Raw genomic sequence first — 16,854 nt, 5'->3', positions numbered from 1 at the left:
TAGCATTTCTTAATTGATTTTGATTTCGATATATGTTTTCAATAAACAACGTTCCAGCTAACCTATACCATGACATTGATGAGATTTCCGATAAACTACCATCAATAAAAATCTCGAATGAAAATGCATTATGGCTTATGCATACATAGAGCACCTACTCCTCCAGGTGAAATATTTATAGAAGAATTTCTTAAGCCAATGAACTTAACAGTGAAAGGGTTTTCCATTCACACAGGCTGGACTTACGCAAAACTCAATGAAATTGTGCACGGTAGAAGAGGAATTACACCTGAAATAGCTTTGGATCTAGCAGATGCATTGAATATGGAGCCTGAGTTTTGGCTTAACCTACAAATAGACTGGATTTATGGCATGCTAAGCAGAAAACATAAAACAATCGTAAAAAATTCAGCTCTTAGTCTGATTCATGAATTGAGAACGTAAATCTTTATACCAATCTCGGTACAATTCTAGCTCTACAATTTAATTTCCTAGGGATGTCTGATTTCATTAAAATTATTAAATAGGATGACAACTAATTGATTAATTATCATAAATTATTTACATTAGTATCAAATATGTTCACCCGGATATAGTTAGCCCACGGAATAGACAACATGGATGATATAGCAAAATCAAGTCCCTCTACTTCTTATATAAATGATAAGTTGTTGCGAACGATGCTGCAGGATACTTATCGAAAAATAAATCATAAGCGACATAGGTGTTTAATCCCGACTGTAGAAAAGATCTAGATTTAACTCAAAATTGCCATACCCTATCAAAAAAAATTATTTTAACATATGAATCCAACCCTAATTCATTAATAAAAATCAAAAAAGATATTTTTGAAGTTCTTTTTCCTAAAAAACAGGGAAGAAGATTTTTTTATCCATTTAGAATAAAAAAGGATCCCACATTTCGAGGATTTTGTAATAGTTGTGATGATTTTCTTTTTAAAGAAGCAGACAATTACATTCATATTTTAGGGGATGACGTTCCAGATGCAGTTCTTCTTCAATTACACTATCGGCAAATTTGTTACGGAATAATCGATCTAGAAAGGATACAGCTTTTGAATAAAGAATTATTAGCTTTTGCCGAAGATTATTACCCCGAAAGTAAATGGATTAATACATTAAAGAAAGAAATTATTCCTAATTTTTCCTTAGTGTACTCTCAACACCTTGAAATTAAAGAGAATTGTGAGTATTACCTCAACAAAATAAACCAAACAGGTAAGTTTCCACCTAATATGCAAAGAATATTTCTAAAAGGAGATAAGACCAATCCCCTATGCTTTGGTCGAGTTGGTTACTATGCCTATCAGTACGCTTATTCTGAGGAAGAAGTAATTTCAAAATTTTTTTATTTTCTCCCATTTGCGACTTTCTCAAGTATTGTTGGTGTACAAGGGGAAAGTCACTTGGTTTTTACCCTTTCCCAGAAGATGCTGCTCATCTGGTTCCAATTATAAGAATCTTAGAAAGAAAAAATTGGACAGATGTAATAGCTAATATAATTTACAATTTTTCTGATGGATGTATATTGAAGCATATACATGCAGGTATGGATGGTGTAAAAATTAACGACACGTTAAACTATTTTATAGAAAATTCAGGATTAGCCGCCTGAGTTTAGATTAATTAAATCTATTAAACCTATAAATTTGTTTAAAGTTATACTGCATCTTTTTTGGAGAATTAATAAACACAAATGTAACTACTACCTTTTTATGGTGTTTGGCAAAGTATGCACAGATTTATCCACAGATTTTGTGGATAAAGTGTTTGAAGCTTTTTAAGCATCCAAATAATAAGAACCCTTACCAGTAAAGGAATTTAATCACTCCTCGAAAAAAAGTATGACAAACGGAAGCTAAATTTTAAGGTAAATATCCACAAGCTGTGGTGAGAATAAAAACGGAACTGCGGACAGACATATTAACAAATAAATTCTAAAAAAACAGTCTTGACGTTCATGTATTTTTAGAAATTTATTTTTCTCTCAAGCAATCTAGTCTAAAAAAGAACCTTTTGATTTAATCAAACTTGCTCTGTTCGAAATGAATACCTTTTAAACGCGGTAATTTCCATTTGCCGTAAAGAGTCTGAAGCACCTGTGCGACAATAGATTTGTTCATCGAGCCAAGCCTTTTCATGTGAAAGTTGGTCATTGGGAATAATGGACCACCAACATTTTGGCAACGAACCCGTTCCATCCGACCAGCGATAATTCCTTAATTTTAATAAATCCTTTTTATCAAAAGCTGCATTTTCAGCGCACAATAAGGTTTCCTTTGTTTTAACATTGCTTTTTAATTCTTCAAAAGCACCTCCTTCCTGTAACAGAAGATTTAAGGTTGCCCAACAATCAACAATAGCCCTGTGCCCTTCATAGAAAAAGCCTAATTTAAAATTAAGGTATTCTAACTTGCTGCTTTCATAGCCTCGACTCCGCCAATCTATATCCTGAAGCGTACAGCCAAATGGCCTTTTCTCAACTAGCTTGCCAACAGGTTCAGGGGTTTGTAGTTCTAAAAAATTCCTATCAAATCGACTGTTATGGCAAATGATGAGATGGGACTGTTTTAACATGCCATGCACCTTGTCCCAATCAATCACCTTGCCTTTGACATCCTCATTGGTAATGCCAGTTATTTTTGTAATTTCTTCAGGACTTAATTTGTGTGGGTCGTTTAGCTCATTATAGGTATCAATAACCTCAATAATCCCATCGTCCGTGGAAAAGGAAAACGACAAAAGGCCAATTTCGATGATTTCATGGCTTTTGGCATCCATGCCCATGGTTTCTAGATCGATAATCGTTGCAATAAATAGTTTTGAGTCTTGATAAGACTCCCGTTTATAGTGGTTAGGGATTCGCTTAAGAACCCTATAATCAGGATAATTACAATACTGTCCAATAATTTGTGGTTCATGTCTTATTTTCTTCTTAACCTACCTTTAGGCTCTATTAATTCTGGCATCTCGTGGACTTTTCTATTTTACAACAAGTTAACTCTCAGTCATAAATTCCGACCATCTAAAGTGTTCAAACGGTTTAATCCGGTAACCGGCAAACGAATCACGGTATCAATGCTTTTATTGATGTTGAATCAAAGGGGGGAAGTATGCGAAGTTGCCTACGGTCGTCGTTTCTGCATTTGACGCTGAAAACCTAAACCAGTAGCCAAAGATTTCAAGGTGATGAGTATACCAATCAAGAGGTAAATCTGTCCTGCCGGTTGAGGCCTATTGCTTCAGATTTATTTGATATACTTTAGTGCACACAATTTAATTATGGCTTAAAAATGCGTATAAACATGCGATTATAAGCACCAAATTCAATCGATATCTCGACTATATAGATTGATGAGGCGAAACAGTGGCATCAATCTGTAGCTCAGTATTGAGTGTTCTTAGTGTTCCTACTAAAAATTGCAAATCTTCTCGTGTTGCATGTGATTTTTCTTTCATTCTTTCCGGAGCTAGATAGGTTAATAAAAGATCTCCCATAAATTGATTATAAGAATTAGGTTTCATTTTATTACTAATTTGTTCCTCAAGAACATCAGACAAAGCCATAATCGTATTGGATCCTAATTTTTCAATGCGAGAAATAGCAAGGCTAAAATTACTGTATTCTTTAAATCCATCATGTGCAACACTTCCATTGTAAAGCTGCTGATATAGTATAAAAGAATGATTAACAAAAGCTTGAATTTTTCGCTCAAAGCTTGTTAATTTATTCTCAGATTCTTCCTCATAGTAGTCATCATGCAATGCCTGAATAATATCAGCTAAAGCCGATATTTTTTTTTCTTCTTCATAGCTTATGACGTGTTCTTCTGTCTCTAAAATGAATGGAGCCGTTGGGATATACCCAGCAGGGAGAATTTGCTTATGATTAGCAATATACTTTTCGGATATTTGCAGATAGGTATTAATTATATCATAAAAGTTCTTAGTCTGATCCCGCGCAGAATACATACTCTCTGAGGGAGCAAGGTGGGGATCTTTAATTACTTTTGAACCCAATATCTTGGAAAGCTCTTCTGATGCTTTGCGTTGCTCTTCTGTAAGAAATGCATCTTCGTGTTTTAATTCTAAATGAGGCTCTAATTTTTGTTTAAATTCTTCTTTATAATTGTCGAAGGAGCTGTCATTTCCATTGCTGTATTTTTTTGAGCTAGACATTTGACTTCTTAGAGGTATAGTTTTATCCCCAGCTCTACTTAAGATCATATGATATGGGCTGTAATGATCTCCTTGCCGTTGTTTGCCAGGCGTTATCTTCCACCCTGTATAATTTAATAATTTATCGACAAGATTGCTTAACATTGAAGGTATATGATATTTTTCAAGAATAATTGATTTTCATAGATTTAAAACTGTTACTATTTACAACTCGTAGTTGAACATTCTGCGCCCTAAATTGGGTAGCAACCGCCTCTGCAACTGCAGCCCCCATGCAATTGCCTTGAAGTATGATATCGTCAGGTTTTATACCTTTTTGCAGTAAATCATTTACCATGGCAATACCTGAATTCACCAAATCATTAAACTCTAAAACTTCTCCGCTACTGCTATACATTCCTGGATAGTTAAACGCATGAATGGTGGCTCCAGATTTTATTTGTTGTTTTATCATGCTGGGAACAAATCCCTCGTAAAACTGCTGACTTCCAAGGAAATTAAGAATGTGTTTTCCAGCCCCAGGAAGCTTGTTATTTTTATTTATAGGAGACAAGCTAATACTATCCAATTTGCAAAAATTTCCTCTTACATCCTGACTCATAACAAAATTACGTTCAGCTTTAATATTTTCCCAGCCTTTCTTTATTGGATTATTATCAATAGCTTTTTTTGAAAACATACTTTCGGCATATTCTTCAAAGGTTTTATAACCTTTATAGGCGTACCAATCTCGTTTTATCGTGGGAAATAGAATATTTGCCATAATCCGTTGCATTTTTCTCTGAATTGGAAAAGACTCACGTCTTTGCTGATTATGTATAGAAGATACCATCTCATCACTGTAAAATAATTACACTTACGATTTATTATAGCCAAGTAATCATGAAGTATTGGTGGAGCTTAAATTGACAACATTGGTAAGGTTGCTTGTGTTTCAGAGGAAGAGCCAGGTCTTTATAATGAACGCCTAGCTGAACTTATCCCGGGCAATAAAGTCTATAAGCCGATTGATATCACCGATTCTCAAGATTTAGTCATTTGGGGTGTGGTGACTCATGTCATTCATCAAACGGTGTAAGCATGTTTGCCCTTGCTGATTGCAATAATTTTTACGCAAGTTGCGAGCAGCTTTTTCGTCCTGTTACGTAACACGCCAATCATTGTTTTAAGCAATAATGACGGTTGTGTGGTGGCTCGCTCCAATGAGGCCAAAGCGCTCGGCATTAAAATGGGTGTGCCTTATTTCGAAGTCAAAGGATTTTGCAAACGACATAACGTGCAAGTCTTTTCTTCAAACTACACCCTGTATGGGGACTTATCCCATCGCGTCATGACGGTGATTGAAGCGAATTGCCTGATACTGAAATTTACTCAATTGACGAGGCTTTTTTAAACTTAAAAACCTTAGCCGAAGATAAAATTGATGCCTTTTGTACCTACCTACAAAAGACAATTTTAAAACATACCGGCATTCCCGTGTCTATTGGCATTGGGCGCACCAAAACACTCGCCAAAGTTGCCAACCACGTGGCTAAAAAGAAGTTAAAAATTCCCGTTTTTAATGTCACCAACCAAGAAGAGCACTGGCTTTCCCATTTGGAGGTCGAGGACATTTGGGGTGTCGGTCGTCAATGGACTAAAAAACTGATTGGATTTGGTGTTACCAATGCCCTTGAACTTCCTAAATTAAATCCACGCTTTGTCAAAGACCGCTTTAATGTGGTGCTGCAGCGAACCGTCTTAGAACTTTCAGGCAAGCCCTGCCTTGAGCTTGAGGAAATAGCACCCAAACAATCCATTATGTCCTCTTGTTCGTTTGGCGGGCTTCAATCTGATTTTGGTTTCATTCAAGAAGCCATTAGTCATCATTGTGGGACAGCTTGGGCTAAAATGAGACGATAAGGGCTCATTACTCAACACTTATCGGTCTTTATTCGTTCCAATCCTTTTCGAGACGACTTAGCACAATATTCCAGTTCCATTGGCTTTCGCCTGGTTAACCCCACGGATGATGTCAGGTATCTAACGGCTGCAGCCAAATTTTGTTTAAAAAAATTTATCGTAAAGGCATTCAATATCATAAATGCGGTGTATTACTAGCCGATTTAATTGATAAGCAATACCGGCAAATGGATTTATTTCATCAACCCAATGATGAGGAAATTATCGAGACTGAGAAAGTGATGAAACTGATTGATGGGATTAATCAAAAATATGGACCAAGAACCATGCGACTCGCCGCTGAAGGGTTTCGAAAGTCATGGTCGATGAAGCGACAATTAAAATCACCTCATTACACGACACGGTGGTCGGAACTTCCTGCCGCCTATTTAAAATAAGCCATGCTATTGACGTTTGAAATGCTCATCAACTATACGACGAATCTCATCAGGATCCGGTAAATCCTCGGGAATAAAAACCCCTCTACCTCTACCTCCAGAAATATTTTTTAAATACTCCTTTCTAACTTTTGGTTTTGTCTGTTTTCTTGAAGTACTAGAAGAAGACTTTTTCATAATTTTGTCCTATAACAAACAGGTACTTTAAGAATAGTTCATTTAGAAATGTAAGGATTAACTCATGTGCGGTCGTTTTACCCTTGAAACGGATTACGCAAAGATTAAAGAGCAATTTGGCATTCACCAAATCGAGCCTCTCCCCAATAGTTTTAATGTAGCACCCACAGAAACAGCCCTTTGTCTTATGAATACTGATGAAGGACTAGAAGCCGTGCAAATGCGCTGGAGTATTGTGCCTTGGTATGCCAAGGAAAAGAAAAACACATTGTTAATTAACGCCCGCGCTGAAACAGTCGGTGAAAAGCCTGCCTTTCGACAAAGTTTAAATACCGACGATGTATTATGCTCATGAGCGGGTTTTTTGAATGGCAACACCATCAAACCCAAGAAAAAACCATTAAACAACCCTACTACATAACCCGTGCCGATAAAAAATTAATGGCCGTGGCGGCTATTTGGGAAAAATTTAAACCTGAACCGGAGATTGTTATTCCGTCTTGTTGCGTGTTAACCACCTCGCCTAATGCGTTAGTCGCCAAGCTTCATGACAGAATGCCTTGGATTTTAACGGATGAGCAATTACAAGTTTGGCTAACTTCTTCTGAATTTACACAAGAGAATTTAAACGACGTCATGCACCACGATAAGAAAGTTGAGTTAACCTGTTATCCGGTAACGCCTGCTGTAAATAGCGCGCTTTATAAAGAAAAAGATACTGTTCTTCCATTGCAAACGCCTAAAAACCATCCGACCCAAGTGTCTGAGTAGCCCGCAAAAAATCTTGCAGGGTCTGATTTTCACTTATCCAGTAGCTAAACGACCTGGTTATAAGGAAACTTCTAAATAAGGTTGCTTCTATTGTAAGACAATAACGTAAGGTGGCGTAAGTACAATGACTACTCACCCATAACTAAAAGTCAATTGGCGCTTCAAGAATTAGAGAATGAGGATGAATTTAACCATTCAGATTTCTCTACGGCTTTAAGCAGCCTTTCACGTTTTGTTTGGGTAAAGAGACCTTGTTTATGAATCAGTAAATTTGCCCCAATTGCAAATAAACCTAAGCCTGTAAAGGCAATAGCAACATTAGCAAGAATAACTTTCCATCTTTCACGATGGATGGACATTTCACTGTCTTTCGAGTGCAATTTTTTAAGAAATGATTGTTTAAAGGCATCCTTGGTGGCAATTTGCTCTTCAGTGGGTTTTTCATAAAATGCTTTCAGATCTTGTTTTAATTCCAAAGCAAGCAACATCGCCGTTTTTCCCTTTTCAACATCACAACTTAAAAGGAAAAGACCATGGGCCACCATCTGATTGAGATGATGATTTAGATTGCACAGCTCTTGAGGCCCTTGCCATAATAATGCTTCTGAATGTGCTTGGGTTAAAACTCCCTCTCGTTTCATCGCCCATAGCGGCTTCCATACACTTTTACCCGGGATGGTATAAGCCACAATCCTTAAGTTTTCTTCGTTTAAAATCCCTACAAATTTTAAGCCCTCAAGTTCAGAACCTACTATTTTTGCATGTTTACCACTGCGCACCACAATTTCAAACAGGCGCTGGTCCAGTATTCCTACTAATTTTAGTCGCGCGAGACCGCATCCAATTTCAAGATCATATTTTTTATGGTGCATCAACAGGTCAATATTCGCTTGCGTAAGTAGATTAGCTTTTGCTAAATTTCTTAGTGCACTCGACATGGACACCGCATTAGCACAACTAATTAATTGAGAAAAATTCGCAGGCGTTAAGCAATTTCCCTCACGTAGCACAAAAATCCCTGAAGAAGCATTAATATAAGGATCGTTTTTAATATAATTGGTAAGCCTTTCTCTCCCTCCAATAAGAGTCTCAATGGCTTTCATTTCTTCCGTGTGTTCAATACCGAGTGTTAAATCATAGAGGTATTTTTTCTGGTAGCGAAGCCCTAGTAGTACCGTAGAGATCATGCCAATTTTTCTTGAATTACATCTTAATCTATCAATCTCTTCTTTTGCTTTGCCTTGAGGTTCCTTACGTGTCTGACTTGATAAACGCTTAATTTTTTGATCAATCACATGGGCCACATAATGCAGTTTTTCCCACAACTCATCTTTGTCTTCTATTTCCTGTCCAATAACCAACCGATCGCTACCCTCTAATTTAAATAACCTGTTCACGTAGCTGTAATGATCATGCTGATTAGGCTCAAGACTGAGATAAAATGGCAGCTTTTGTTGCGCATAGCGAACAAGATATTCATCACTATTAGCTATGGATAATCTATCGTAAGCACGGCGCTTTTTCGGATCACTTAAGGTTTCATAGGCTTCGCTTATTTTTTTAAACTCCTCTTCTTTACCGGGCGCCTTATCCGGATGGTAGAGTCGTGCCAAACGCTTATAAGCTGCTTTAATTTCTTCTTGCGTCGCATATTTGTCTATTTCTAATAACGCGTAAAAATCTGCCATAAACGTCTCTTATAAGTGGCTCCAGCAACTTAGATTCATTATACCGTGGAGGATTTAACCTGTCAGATTAACAATACGTAATCATGTTCATTTCCATGTCTTCAGCATTATTTTCTTCAATCATTGGTTTAGGGGCTAAAGCGGTTTTTAAAAGAAAACTAAGGCGCCTGGCCAGTGAGCCTGCCTCATTGGACAAAGAAATTTGTTCAAGCTCGGCGAATAATTCGTCGGTGTTCCTGATAAGTCCTTTATCAATTTGCATAACCACTTTACCCACTTCTTCTGCATGATGGCGATTCCAGTGGCCTGAAAAGAATCGTTGCACCCAAGAACCACCTTTGATGTAATCATCCAGTAAAAAACGTGCCTGTTGCAGTAAACTTTGACCCTCTTTAATAAAGGTTTGGTAACTTTCTGGCCATGCTCGCTTGGCAATATGCTGTGCGGGGCTTAAGGGTGTTTCATCCGCCAAAGAGACCAATTGCACGGTCTGTGGCAAATTTATAAATAACGCTTTCAGTTCTTCTGCACTGTAGTGTTCAAACCCATGAGCACTTAGGTCTAGGTAAACAATCTGTGAGGGAATAAGTTTTAGCACTTCAATGAAAAGCATTCTAGTCTCTTCACTATACTGAAATCCATTGCCTCGTAAGCTCAATGAGGTAACAAAATCAGGTATATCTTCAAATAATTCCTCAAACATCTCTAATTCACTAAATCGGTTTAATCCACATCGACTTAAATCAAGCTTGGTTTCATTCTGAGTAAGCGTATTGATTCGTTCTCTTGCAACCTGAAGACTTGTTTGTTGAACGGATGTAGTGATTTCTTTAGGTGGCTTGGAAGAAACAAGTGTAAGCGCAAGTTGACTCGTCATGTTCATCGTTTCTGCACGTGACGCATTGAAAACATAGAACAATATTTTTGCCACCATGAATAAATCAAGATTTAAGGAGAGCATTAACCCTGTCCATTGCATCAAAACCAAGCGTAAATGAGCAAATTGCTTTTGATATTTAAATGGATTAACGGCTTTAAAAAGACCTTGTTGTTGTATAAGAGGACGCGCCATTAAAGTGCCATCATTCTTAATACAAATATTTCCATCAAGGATAACGCGTTTTACCGTAGAAGGAATGACACTAAGATACTGATTTAAACGAGTGGAAGTTAATCTATCAAAGCCATTCTCGCTGATATCGAGTTCAATAAGTTGATGCGGCAACGCAGAAAATATTTCTTTAAAGACCTCAATATCTAAGCTGCTTAAATTATTTCCTTTAAGTCTCAGTGTTTTTACATTGGCACGTAGCTTGGAAAGAAGAAGAGCTACTTCCTTGGGGGATTTTTGATTGAGCTTGTTATCACTAAAGTCAACCGCTGTGATGAAATCGGGAAGATAAAGTAGGGCTTCAGAAAATTCAGCGATAGGAAATCCTACAAAATTGCTGTCCCTAAAACTTAACTCTTCAATATGAGACGGGATAGAATGAAAGCGGGATAACAAGTCCGTTATCAAAAAACCAGAGGGATTCTTGTCCCAAATCCGAAGGGATTTTACCGTACCTGGAAGTCCCGAGAGTGCCGTTGTTAACTCATGGGTAGCCATTAGCAGTAAATTGTTTTCTCCTAAATCAATCTTGTATATCGTTGGGGAAAGAGTAGTGAGCACTGAGGAAAGGTTTATGGCACCAAGTCTTGCAAGGTTATTGCTTTGTAAACTAAGTACTTGAAGCCCCTGCGGTAAGCCTGAAAGAAAAGCACCCAGTTCCAATGGATTTTTTCTTCCTAAGTCATGGAATGCTAAACCAAGAGTCGTTAAATTTACTAACCTCTTAAATAATTGCGAAAATTGTGTCTGTGTGAGATTTAATTCTTTGTGACTAAGATTAAGGATTTTTATATTACGCCCTAGAGCATTGAGGGAGTCATACCAAAATCCTCTTGCATGAAGCTTTATCACAGACTCAGGGATTGCTCTAAATGCTTCAACCTCAGAATATTTATCTAAGAGGCTAAAATCTACACTTAAAGACGTGACGCTTTCCGGAAACCTTTTCAAAATAGTCTTAAAAGAGGAAGAGGTTGCGTTTTCTAAGTTCGGTGTATTGTCATAGCGAGGATTAGTTACAAAATCTAAAATAACCTCATTGACTGTTTTAGGCAGCGAGGCAATGTAGTATTGAAGCAAACTTCCTAAGTGCCGGACCTTATACCCTTCTGTTCTATACTTTACGACATAACCATGTCTTCCCTGAGACCACTCTCTACTAGTTTCCACTTGACGTGAATGATTGGTATAAACACAGTGTGCAGTAAAGACAACCTGATAAATATGTGTTGGCAAATAAGATAAGGCTTTTGCTGCAGCAGGATATTCAAGGTATTCAGATAACCTGGATTTCTCAAAATCCCCTATTAATTCAATTTGAGTCTCGGTTTTAGGGATGGAAAGAAAAATAGCCCTTATCTCATCTAAACTCTTCTCTTGCAATTGATGTAGATAAAATTTCATATTTCTTCCTTTTATTCCTAGAACTAGCTCGAGACTTGCATCACATCACAATTAAATCTAACCGGTACAAAATTAATTTCTATTGTTAATGTTTCCTTAAGATAAAATTGCTATTCTTAAAATGCTCTTTTTGCGCCCATGATATCACAAATTGTTTCTTTGTGCGTATATTTTGCTCTTCAAAAAACTCCTATTGAACTTTTCGCTTTTTTTTCAACCGCTTATGGCCTGGTGTGTACGTAGACCCTATTTTCGGACAACATTAGTTCCCACTTTTATTTTGTAGTTGTCATTAATGCTGTTTTCTCTTATGATTGCCCTCAAATTAAGGTGATTTTCCTATATGTCAGAGCAAAAAAGTTCCGCCTCTGGTCATTATGGGAACTTTTATTATAAGAGAAATGAATGAACAAAAAAAAACATTAAGCAGTCTACATCAAAACTAATTACCGAATTACCTGCAGCATTATTTCATAATATTGCCAGTTTAATCGATGATGCAAGAAAACATGTTGCTCGTGAGTATAGCTCTACCCAAGCAATATTATGTTGGTTAATCGGTAAGCGTATTGATGAGGAAATTCTAAAAGCGGAGCGTGCAGAGTATGGTGAAGCTATTGTGACCTCACTAGCCAGAGAGCTGACTTTAGCTTATGGCAGGGGATATAGCCGTCCAAACCTTTTTAGAATGATTAAATTTGCCAAACAATTCCCAAATAGAGAAATTGTCTCAACACTGTCGAGACAATTAGCATGGTCTCATTTTGTAATCATTTGCTCTATTGATGATGATTTAAAGCGAGATTTTTATGCGGAAATGTGTCGTGTTCAACGTTGGAGTGTACGGGCTTTACAAAAACAGGTAAACGGAATGCTTTATGAACGCACAGCTTTAAGCAAAAAACCAGATGAAGTAATAAGGTCGCAATTGGACAAGCTCAAAAATAATGACGAATGACACCCGATCTTATATTTAAGGAACCTTATTTTTTAGACTTCATAGGCGCACATACTTATGAATCAGAAGAAGAACTGGAAAGTCTTATTCTGAATAACATAACACATTTCTTGACTGAACTTGGTACAGATTTTTGTTTTGTAGCACGCCAAAAGCGTATGAGTACCGGTAAAAAAGATCGTTATTTAGATTTGCTATTTTTCAATCGTCGTTTGCGAAGGCTAATTGCCATTGATCTCAAGCTGGGTGATTTTGATCCGGCTTACAAAGGTCAGATGGAGTGGTATCTCAATTGGCTTGATCAAAATGAGCGATTTGACTACGAAGGTCAGCCAATAGGCATTATTTTATGTGCAGGCAAAGATCATGAAGATATTGAATATTTAGAGATGGATAAAACAGGTATTCATGTTGCTCAATATTTAACAGAGCTTCCAGCAAAAGAGATACTTGAGTCACATTTACGAAAAGCGATCGCTGTTGCAAAAGAAAATTTATTCAAAAAATCATTAATGAATGATTAATCCGCCATGTTTGATACTTGTCTTGATGAAAATAGGATAACATCTTCTTTTTGGCATATTAAGCCACACGAAAAACGTCTATTCCAAAAAAAAATAATAGCGCAAGATTTATATATTTACTTTTGTTTAGATGGTTTGAAAGGCATTGTCAGTTCCCAGCTATAACAGATATACCCGAAGAATTAATTTGGTCAGGTGTAGAATTTTTTGATAATTCCGTGTCCTACCATACCTTGCTGGAGAAGTTTGGACAAGAAAGAGTTGTTAATAGAGACAAGCAGGAAATAAAAGACTACTTTGGATATCGAAATTTTGATCCAGCATGTATTGATTTCCAAAGGTTCATGTCTGAACATATTCTGGAAGAAGAAAATGATGAAACATTGCTGCAAACGGTTCATGAGTATTTAAAAAGTGTCCATGTAGAGATTCCAAGCAAAGATATTCTGATTAAAATAATCCAACAAGCAAAATTCAAAAAAGAAGCAGGGTTATTTGAACAATTGAAAATCTCCTATCTGAGGAAGATAAATCTTACATCGACAATAAAATTTTAACAGATGATAGTGAAACGGGTATCCAATTTTTACGCCAGGACTCTTCTTCCTCAAATAAAGACGCAGTAGAAAATGAAATTAAGCGATTGACAATATTAAGCACGCTTCCTCTTTCTTTGTTTGCCTTCATAAGTGATATTCATCCAAGACAAATCAATCTTTATAAACGAAGATTCTTAACTGACACTCCGGAAAGGTCTCAGCGCAGACCTGATGCTAAACGCTATGCGTTGACTATAATTTTTTGCTACCAGCGTTTCATACAGGCTCTTGATAATCTCGTTGATCATTTGGTGTACTTTATCCATCAAATTAAAAAAACTAAAGATAAAAATCAGCAGAAGCTTGAACGAGAAATTGGAAGGCGATTAAGCAATTTAGATCAATTGTATGAATTAGCGCAGATTAACCGCGATTGCCCTAAAGAAATCATAGAGCATGCGGTATATCCAACCGTATCCCAGGAAACAATAGACCAAATTATCAAAACCAGAAATCTTGCTAAAGGCACAAAAACAATCATCAGGGAAAATGTGATTAAACGTTACAGCAACAGTTATCGTCGAATTATCTTTAAAATTTTAGAACAGCTTGAAATACATTCAAACAACACTGCTTTGATAGAAGCTCTGGACGTTATCAAGCGTTATCAGCATAGCAAATTAACCTATTATCCCATGGAAGAAAAAGTTCCCTTAGATGCCCTAATCAGCAAACAAGAGCAAAAGAATATAGTTCTGGGCGATGAGAATAGTCAACGCATTTTAAGAAAAGATTACGAATGCTCAGTTTTTAAGATATTACGTACCAAATTAAGACATAAGGAGGCTTGGGTACATAATTCTTACAAATACCGTAACCCAGAAGACGACCTGCCAAAAGATTTTGAACAGCGGCGTAAAGAATATTTCTCATTATTAGGCGCTCCTTTGACCGCAGATATATTCATTGCGCAGTTACAAGATAAAATTCGCTGGAACATTAAACAATTTGATGAAAATTTTCCAAAAAATGATTTGGTTTCAATTTGTAAGAAAAAAGGGAAACCCTGGATTTTATTAACGCCGCTGCAAAAAGTAGAAGAGCCTAAAATCATTCAGAAAGTCAAGGAAGCCATTTTGGAGAGATGGGGAATTATCGACCTTTTAGATATATTAAAAGAGGTTGATCTAAGAGAGAATTTCACAAATAGCTTTACCACTGCAGGCAACAGGGAAATATTAGATCGAGAAACCATTCGTAAACGATTATTGTTATGTTTATTTGCTTCCGGTACGAATACTGGTCTAAAAAGAACAGCTGGTGCTTCACGCGGAGTGGTCAGCTTTGAAGAACTGCGCCATATTAAGAAATTTTTTATCAATAAAGATGATCTGCGTGAAGCAATAGATGCTGTCGTTAACGCTATTTTTAGGATGCGCAACCCCAAAATTTGGCGCTCAATTTCAACTGCATGTGCTGCTGATTCGAAACAATTTGGCTGTTATACCAAAAACCTTCTTACAGAGTGGAGTCCAAGACATCATAATAGCGGTGTTATGATTTATTGGCATGTAAATGATCAGTATATCTGTGTTTATTCTCAACTTAAATCTTGTACCTCTTCTGAAGTTGCATCGATGCTGCAGGGAATTATCAACCAGGAAACGGATATGGAGATTGAGTCTCAGTATGTTGATAGTCACGGTAAAAGCGAACTAGGGTTTGCATTAAGCTATTTAGAAAATTTTGACCTGTTGCCACGTTATAAAACTATTGGAAATCAAAAACTCTATTTGCCAGATGATGACTTTGAGGTACAAAACATTAATGAAATTACCACACGTAGTGTCAACTGGAAAATCATTAAAGATCAATATGATGAAATGGTAAAATACGCTGTGGCTTTAAAAACAGGAACTTCAACCGCTGAAACAGTGATTAGACGATTTGCAAGAACCAACTATCAACATCCGACATTTAAAGCATTTATGGAATTGGGAAAGGTAGTCAAAACTATCTTTCTATGTCGATATTTAGATTCAGTTGAACTCCGCCAACAAATTAATGCAGGCCTTAATGTTGTTGAGAATTGGAATGGCGCGAATGATTTTGTATTTTATGGAAAAAGCAGTGAAATCACCTCAAATTATCGTGATGAGCAGGAAATATCGATGCTTAGTCTTCACCTTTTGCAAAATTGTATTTCATATATCAATACACTGTTAATCGAACAATTATTTACAGAAGAACCTTATTGGGAAAGAAAATTAGGCAAAGAGGATTATCGTGCATTAACCGCCTTATTTTATTCACATATCAATCCTTATGGAATTTTTGAGCTCGATTTATCCAAGCGCCTTATTATCCAAAGAAATGGAGTTATTGCATGAAAGAGAGGACACCAACAAAAGAAATTGTAAAAAAGATTTGCAAAATACTTCGTGAAGAAAGACCGGATTATGTTTATCTCAGAGATCTGTTCAAGAAAGTTCGGGCTGAGTTTAATATTGAAGTCACTACAAAAACAAAACGATTGCCCTATGTGCCTACAGAAGAAGAGCTTAAGCAGTATTATCATGCCGTTTGGCAAACTAAAAACATAAAGCACATGGTTCTCATTAAAGTATTACTTTATACAGGAATCAGAGTCCAGGAATTGGTCAATATACAAATAGCCGATATTGATTATGATCGTTGTCAAATTCGAATTAATAAAGGAAAAGGAAGTAAAGATCGCATCGTTCCTTTCTCTATAGATTTCAGGGAAACACTGATGTTATTTGCAAACACAGAACAATCAAAAGGCGCTGTGTATTTATTCGAATCTAATCGAAAAAAGCCATTTACCACTAGGGCCATTCGGAAAATATTGGCGGAATACGCCGCTGATGCTGGAATGCAGCAATCTATTTCACCTCATAAATTAAGACATTTTTTATTTACCTGGCTTAAAAAGCAGGGCATTGATGAGGCCTTAATACAGCCATACTCAGGGCATGAGACAAGACAATCTTTAGAGATCTATTCAAAATTATCTTTATCCGAAGCTCAGAAAGCATATGACAGTGTAATGAATAAATTTATGGTTTAAAAAAACTTGACTATGACGTTGCGTCATACCCTAACCTTGGAAACAAGGAGGAA

The 16,854-nt window shown here is 36.7% G+C and carries 13 protein-coding genes and 2 pseudogenes; 9 read left to right on the top strand and 6 right to left on the bottom strand.

Going from position 1 to position 16,854, the window contains the following annotated elements:
* Window positions 1–117: 117 nt before the first annotated feature.
* Window positions 118–444: a HigA family addiction module antitoxin gene (locus clem_RS00840; protein ID WP_232505519.1), complete on the top strand. Its 327-nt coding sequence runs from the start codon at window positions 118–120 to the stop codon at window positions 442–444.
* A gap of 280 nt (window positions 445–724) precedes the next feature.
* Entirely contained in the window at window positions 725–1,477 is a 753-nt protein-coding gene (locus clem_RS00835; RefSeq protein ID WP_094089871.1) for a hypothetical protein, read from the top strand.
* Window positions 1,478–2,045: 568 nt separating this feature from the next.
* Here the strand turns inward: clem_RS00835 and clem_RS00830 are convergent.
* The 3 genes from clem_RS00830 to clem_RS00820 form a co-directional block, all read right to left on the bottom strand.
* Window positions 2,046–2,927 carry a 3'-5' exonuclease gene (locus clem_RS00830; protein ID WP_232505634.1) on the bottom strand — a complete coding sequence of 294 codons (882 nt, stop codon included), beginning with the start codon at window positions 2,925–2,927 and terminating at the stop codon, window positions 2,046–2,048.
* Between the two features lie 435 nt (window positions 2,928–3,362).
* Complete coding sequence (locus tag clem_RS00825; protein ID WP_157698134.1) at window positions 3,363–4,343, bottom strand: hypothetical protein; 981 nt, start codon at window positions 4,341–4,343, stop codon at window positions 3,363–3,365.
* Between the two features lie 19 nt (window positions 4,344–4,362).
* Window positions 4,363–4,974 carry an alpha/beta hydrolase family protein gene (locus clem_RS00820; RefSeq protein ID WP_232505518.1) on the bottom strand — a complete coding sequence of 204 codons (612 nt, stop codon included), beginning with the start codon at window positions 4,972–4,974 and terminating at the stop codon, window positions 4,363–4,365.
* 305 nt (window positions 4,975–5,279) lie between these two features.
* Between clem_RS00820 and clem_RS00815 the strand changes: the two are divergent.
* A pseudogene (locus tag clem_RS00815) lies at window positions 5,280–6,538 on the top strand (Y-family DNA polymerase).
* A gap of 6 nt (window positions 6,539–6,544) precedes the next feature.
* Here clem_RS00815 and clem_RS14680 read toward each other — a convergent pair.
* Window positions 6,545–6,715, bottom strand: coding sequence for a hypothetical protein (locus tag clem_RS14680; RefSeq protein WP_157698133.1), 171 nt, complete (start codon window positions 6,713–6,715; stop codon window positions 6,545–6,547).
* A gap of 64 nt (window positions 6,716–6,779) precedes the next feature.
* On the opposite strand from clem_RS14680, the pseudogene clem_RS15365 reads away from it, so the two are divergent.
* A pseudogene (locus clem_RS15365) lies at window positions 6,780–7,486 on the top strand (SOS response-associated peptidase).
* A gap of 161 nt (window positions 7,487–7,647) precedes the next feature.
* On the opposite strand, the gene clem_RS15265 reads toward clem_RS15365, so the two are convergent.
* The gene (locus clem_RS15265) at window positions 7,648–9,174 is read right to left on the bottom strand and encodes a J domain-containing protein (RefSeq protein WP_094089865.1); all 1,527 of its coding nucleotides are present in this window, start codon (window positions 9,172–9,174) and stop codon (window positions 7,648–7,650) included.
* A 67-nt stretch (window positions 9,175–9,241) separates the two neighbouring features.
* Window positions 9,242–11,689: a DUF5617 domain-containing protein gene (locus clem_RS00795; RefSeq protein WP_094089864.1), complete on the bottom strand. Its 2,448-nt coding sequence runs from the start codon at window positions 11,687–11,689 to the stop codon at window positions 9,242–9,244.
* 421 nt (window positions 11,690–12,110) lie between these two features.
* Between clem_RS00795 and clem_RS14945 the strand changes: the two genes are divergently transcribed.
* From clem_RS14945 to clem_RS00775, 5 genes are all read left to right on the top strand, one after another.
* Window positions 12,111–12,647: a DUF1016 N-terminal domain-containing protein gene (locus tag clem_RS14945; protein WP_198333209.1), complete on the top strand. Its 537-nt coding sequence runs from the start codon at window positions 12,111–12,113 to the stop codon at window positions 12,645–12,647.
* Window positions 12,644–13,171 carry a PDDEXK nuclease domain-containing protein gene (locus clem_RS14940; protein ID WP_198333168.1) on the top strand — a complete coding sequence of 176 codons (528 nt, stop codon included), beginning with the start codon at window positions 12,644–12,646 and terminating at the stop codon, window positions 13,169–13,171. The genes clem_RS14945 and clem_RS14940 overlap by 4 nt, the downstream gene beginning before the upstream one ends.
* A gap of 122 nt (window positions 13,172–13,293) precedes the next feature.
* The gene (locus clem_RS00785; protein ID WP_094089863.1) at window positions 13,294–13,728 is read left to right on the top strand and encodes a DUF4158 domain-containing protein; all 435 of its coding nucleotides are present in this window, start codon (window positions 13,294–13,296) and stop codon (window positions 13,726–13,728) included.
* Window positions 13,674–16,100 (top strand): Tn3 family transposase, encoded by a 2,427-nt coding sequence (locus clem_RS00780; protein ID WP_157698261.1) that lies wholly within the window; start codon window positions 13,674–13,676, stop codon window positions 16,098–16,100. The genes clem_RS00785 and clem_RS00780 overlap by 55 nt, the downstream gene beginning before the upstream one ends.
* Entirely contained in the window at window positions 16,097–16,801 is a 705-nt protein-coding gene (locus clem_RS00775) for a tyrosine-type recombinase/integrase (protein ID WP_094089861.1), read from the top strand. Before clem_RS00780 ends, clem_RS00775 begins: the two co-directional genes overlap by 4 nt.
* The last annotated feature ends 53 nt before the right edge of the window (window positions 16,802–16,854 follow it).

This window comes from Legionella clemsonensis (assembly GCF_002240035.1).
In the GTDB taxonomy this organism is placed as follows: Bacteria; Pseudomonadota; Gammaproteobacteria; order Legionellales; family Legionellaceae; genus Tatlockia; species Tatlockia clemsonensis.
This window is presented reverse-complemented; position numbering and strand designations above follow the sequence as displayed.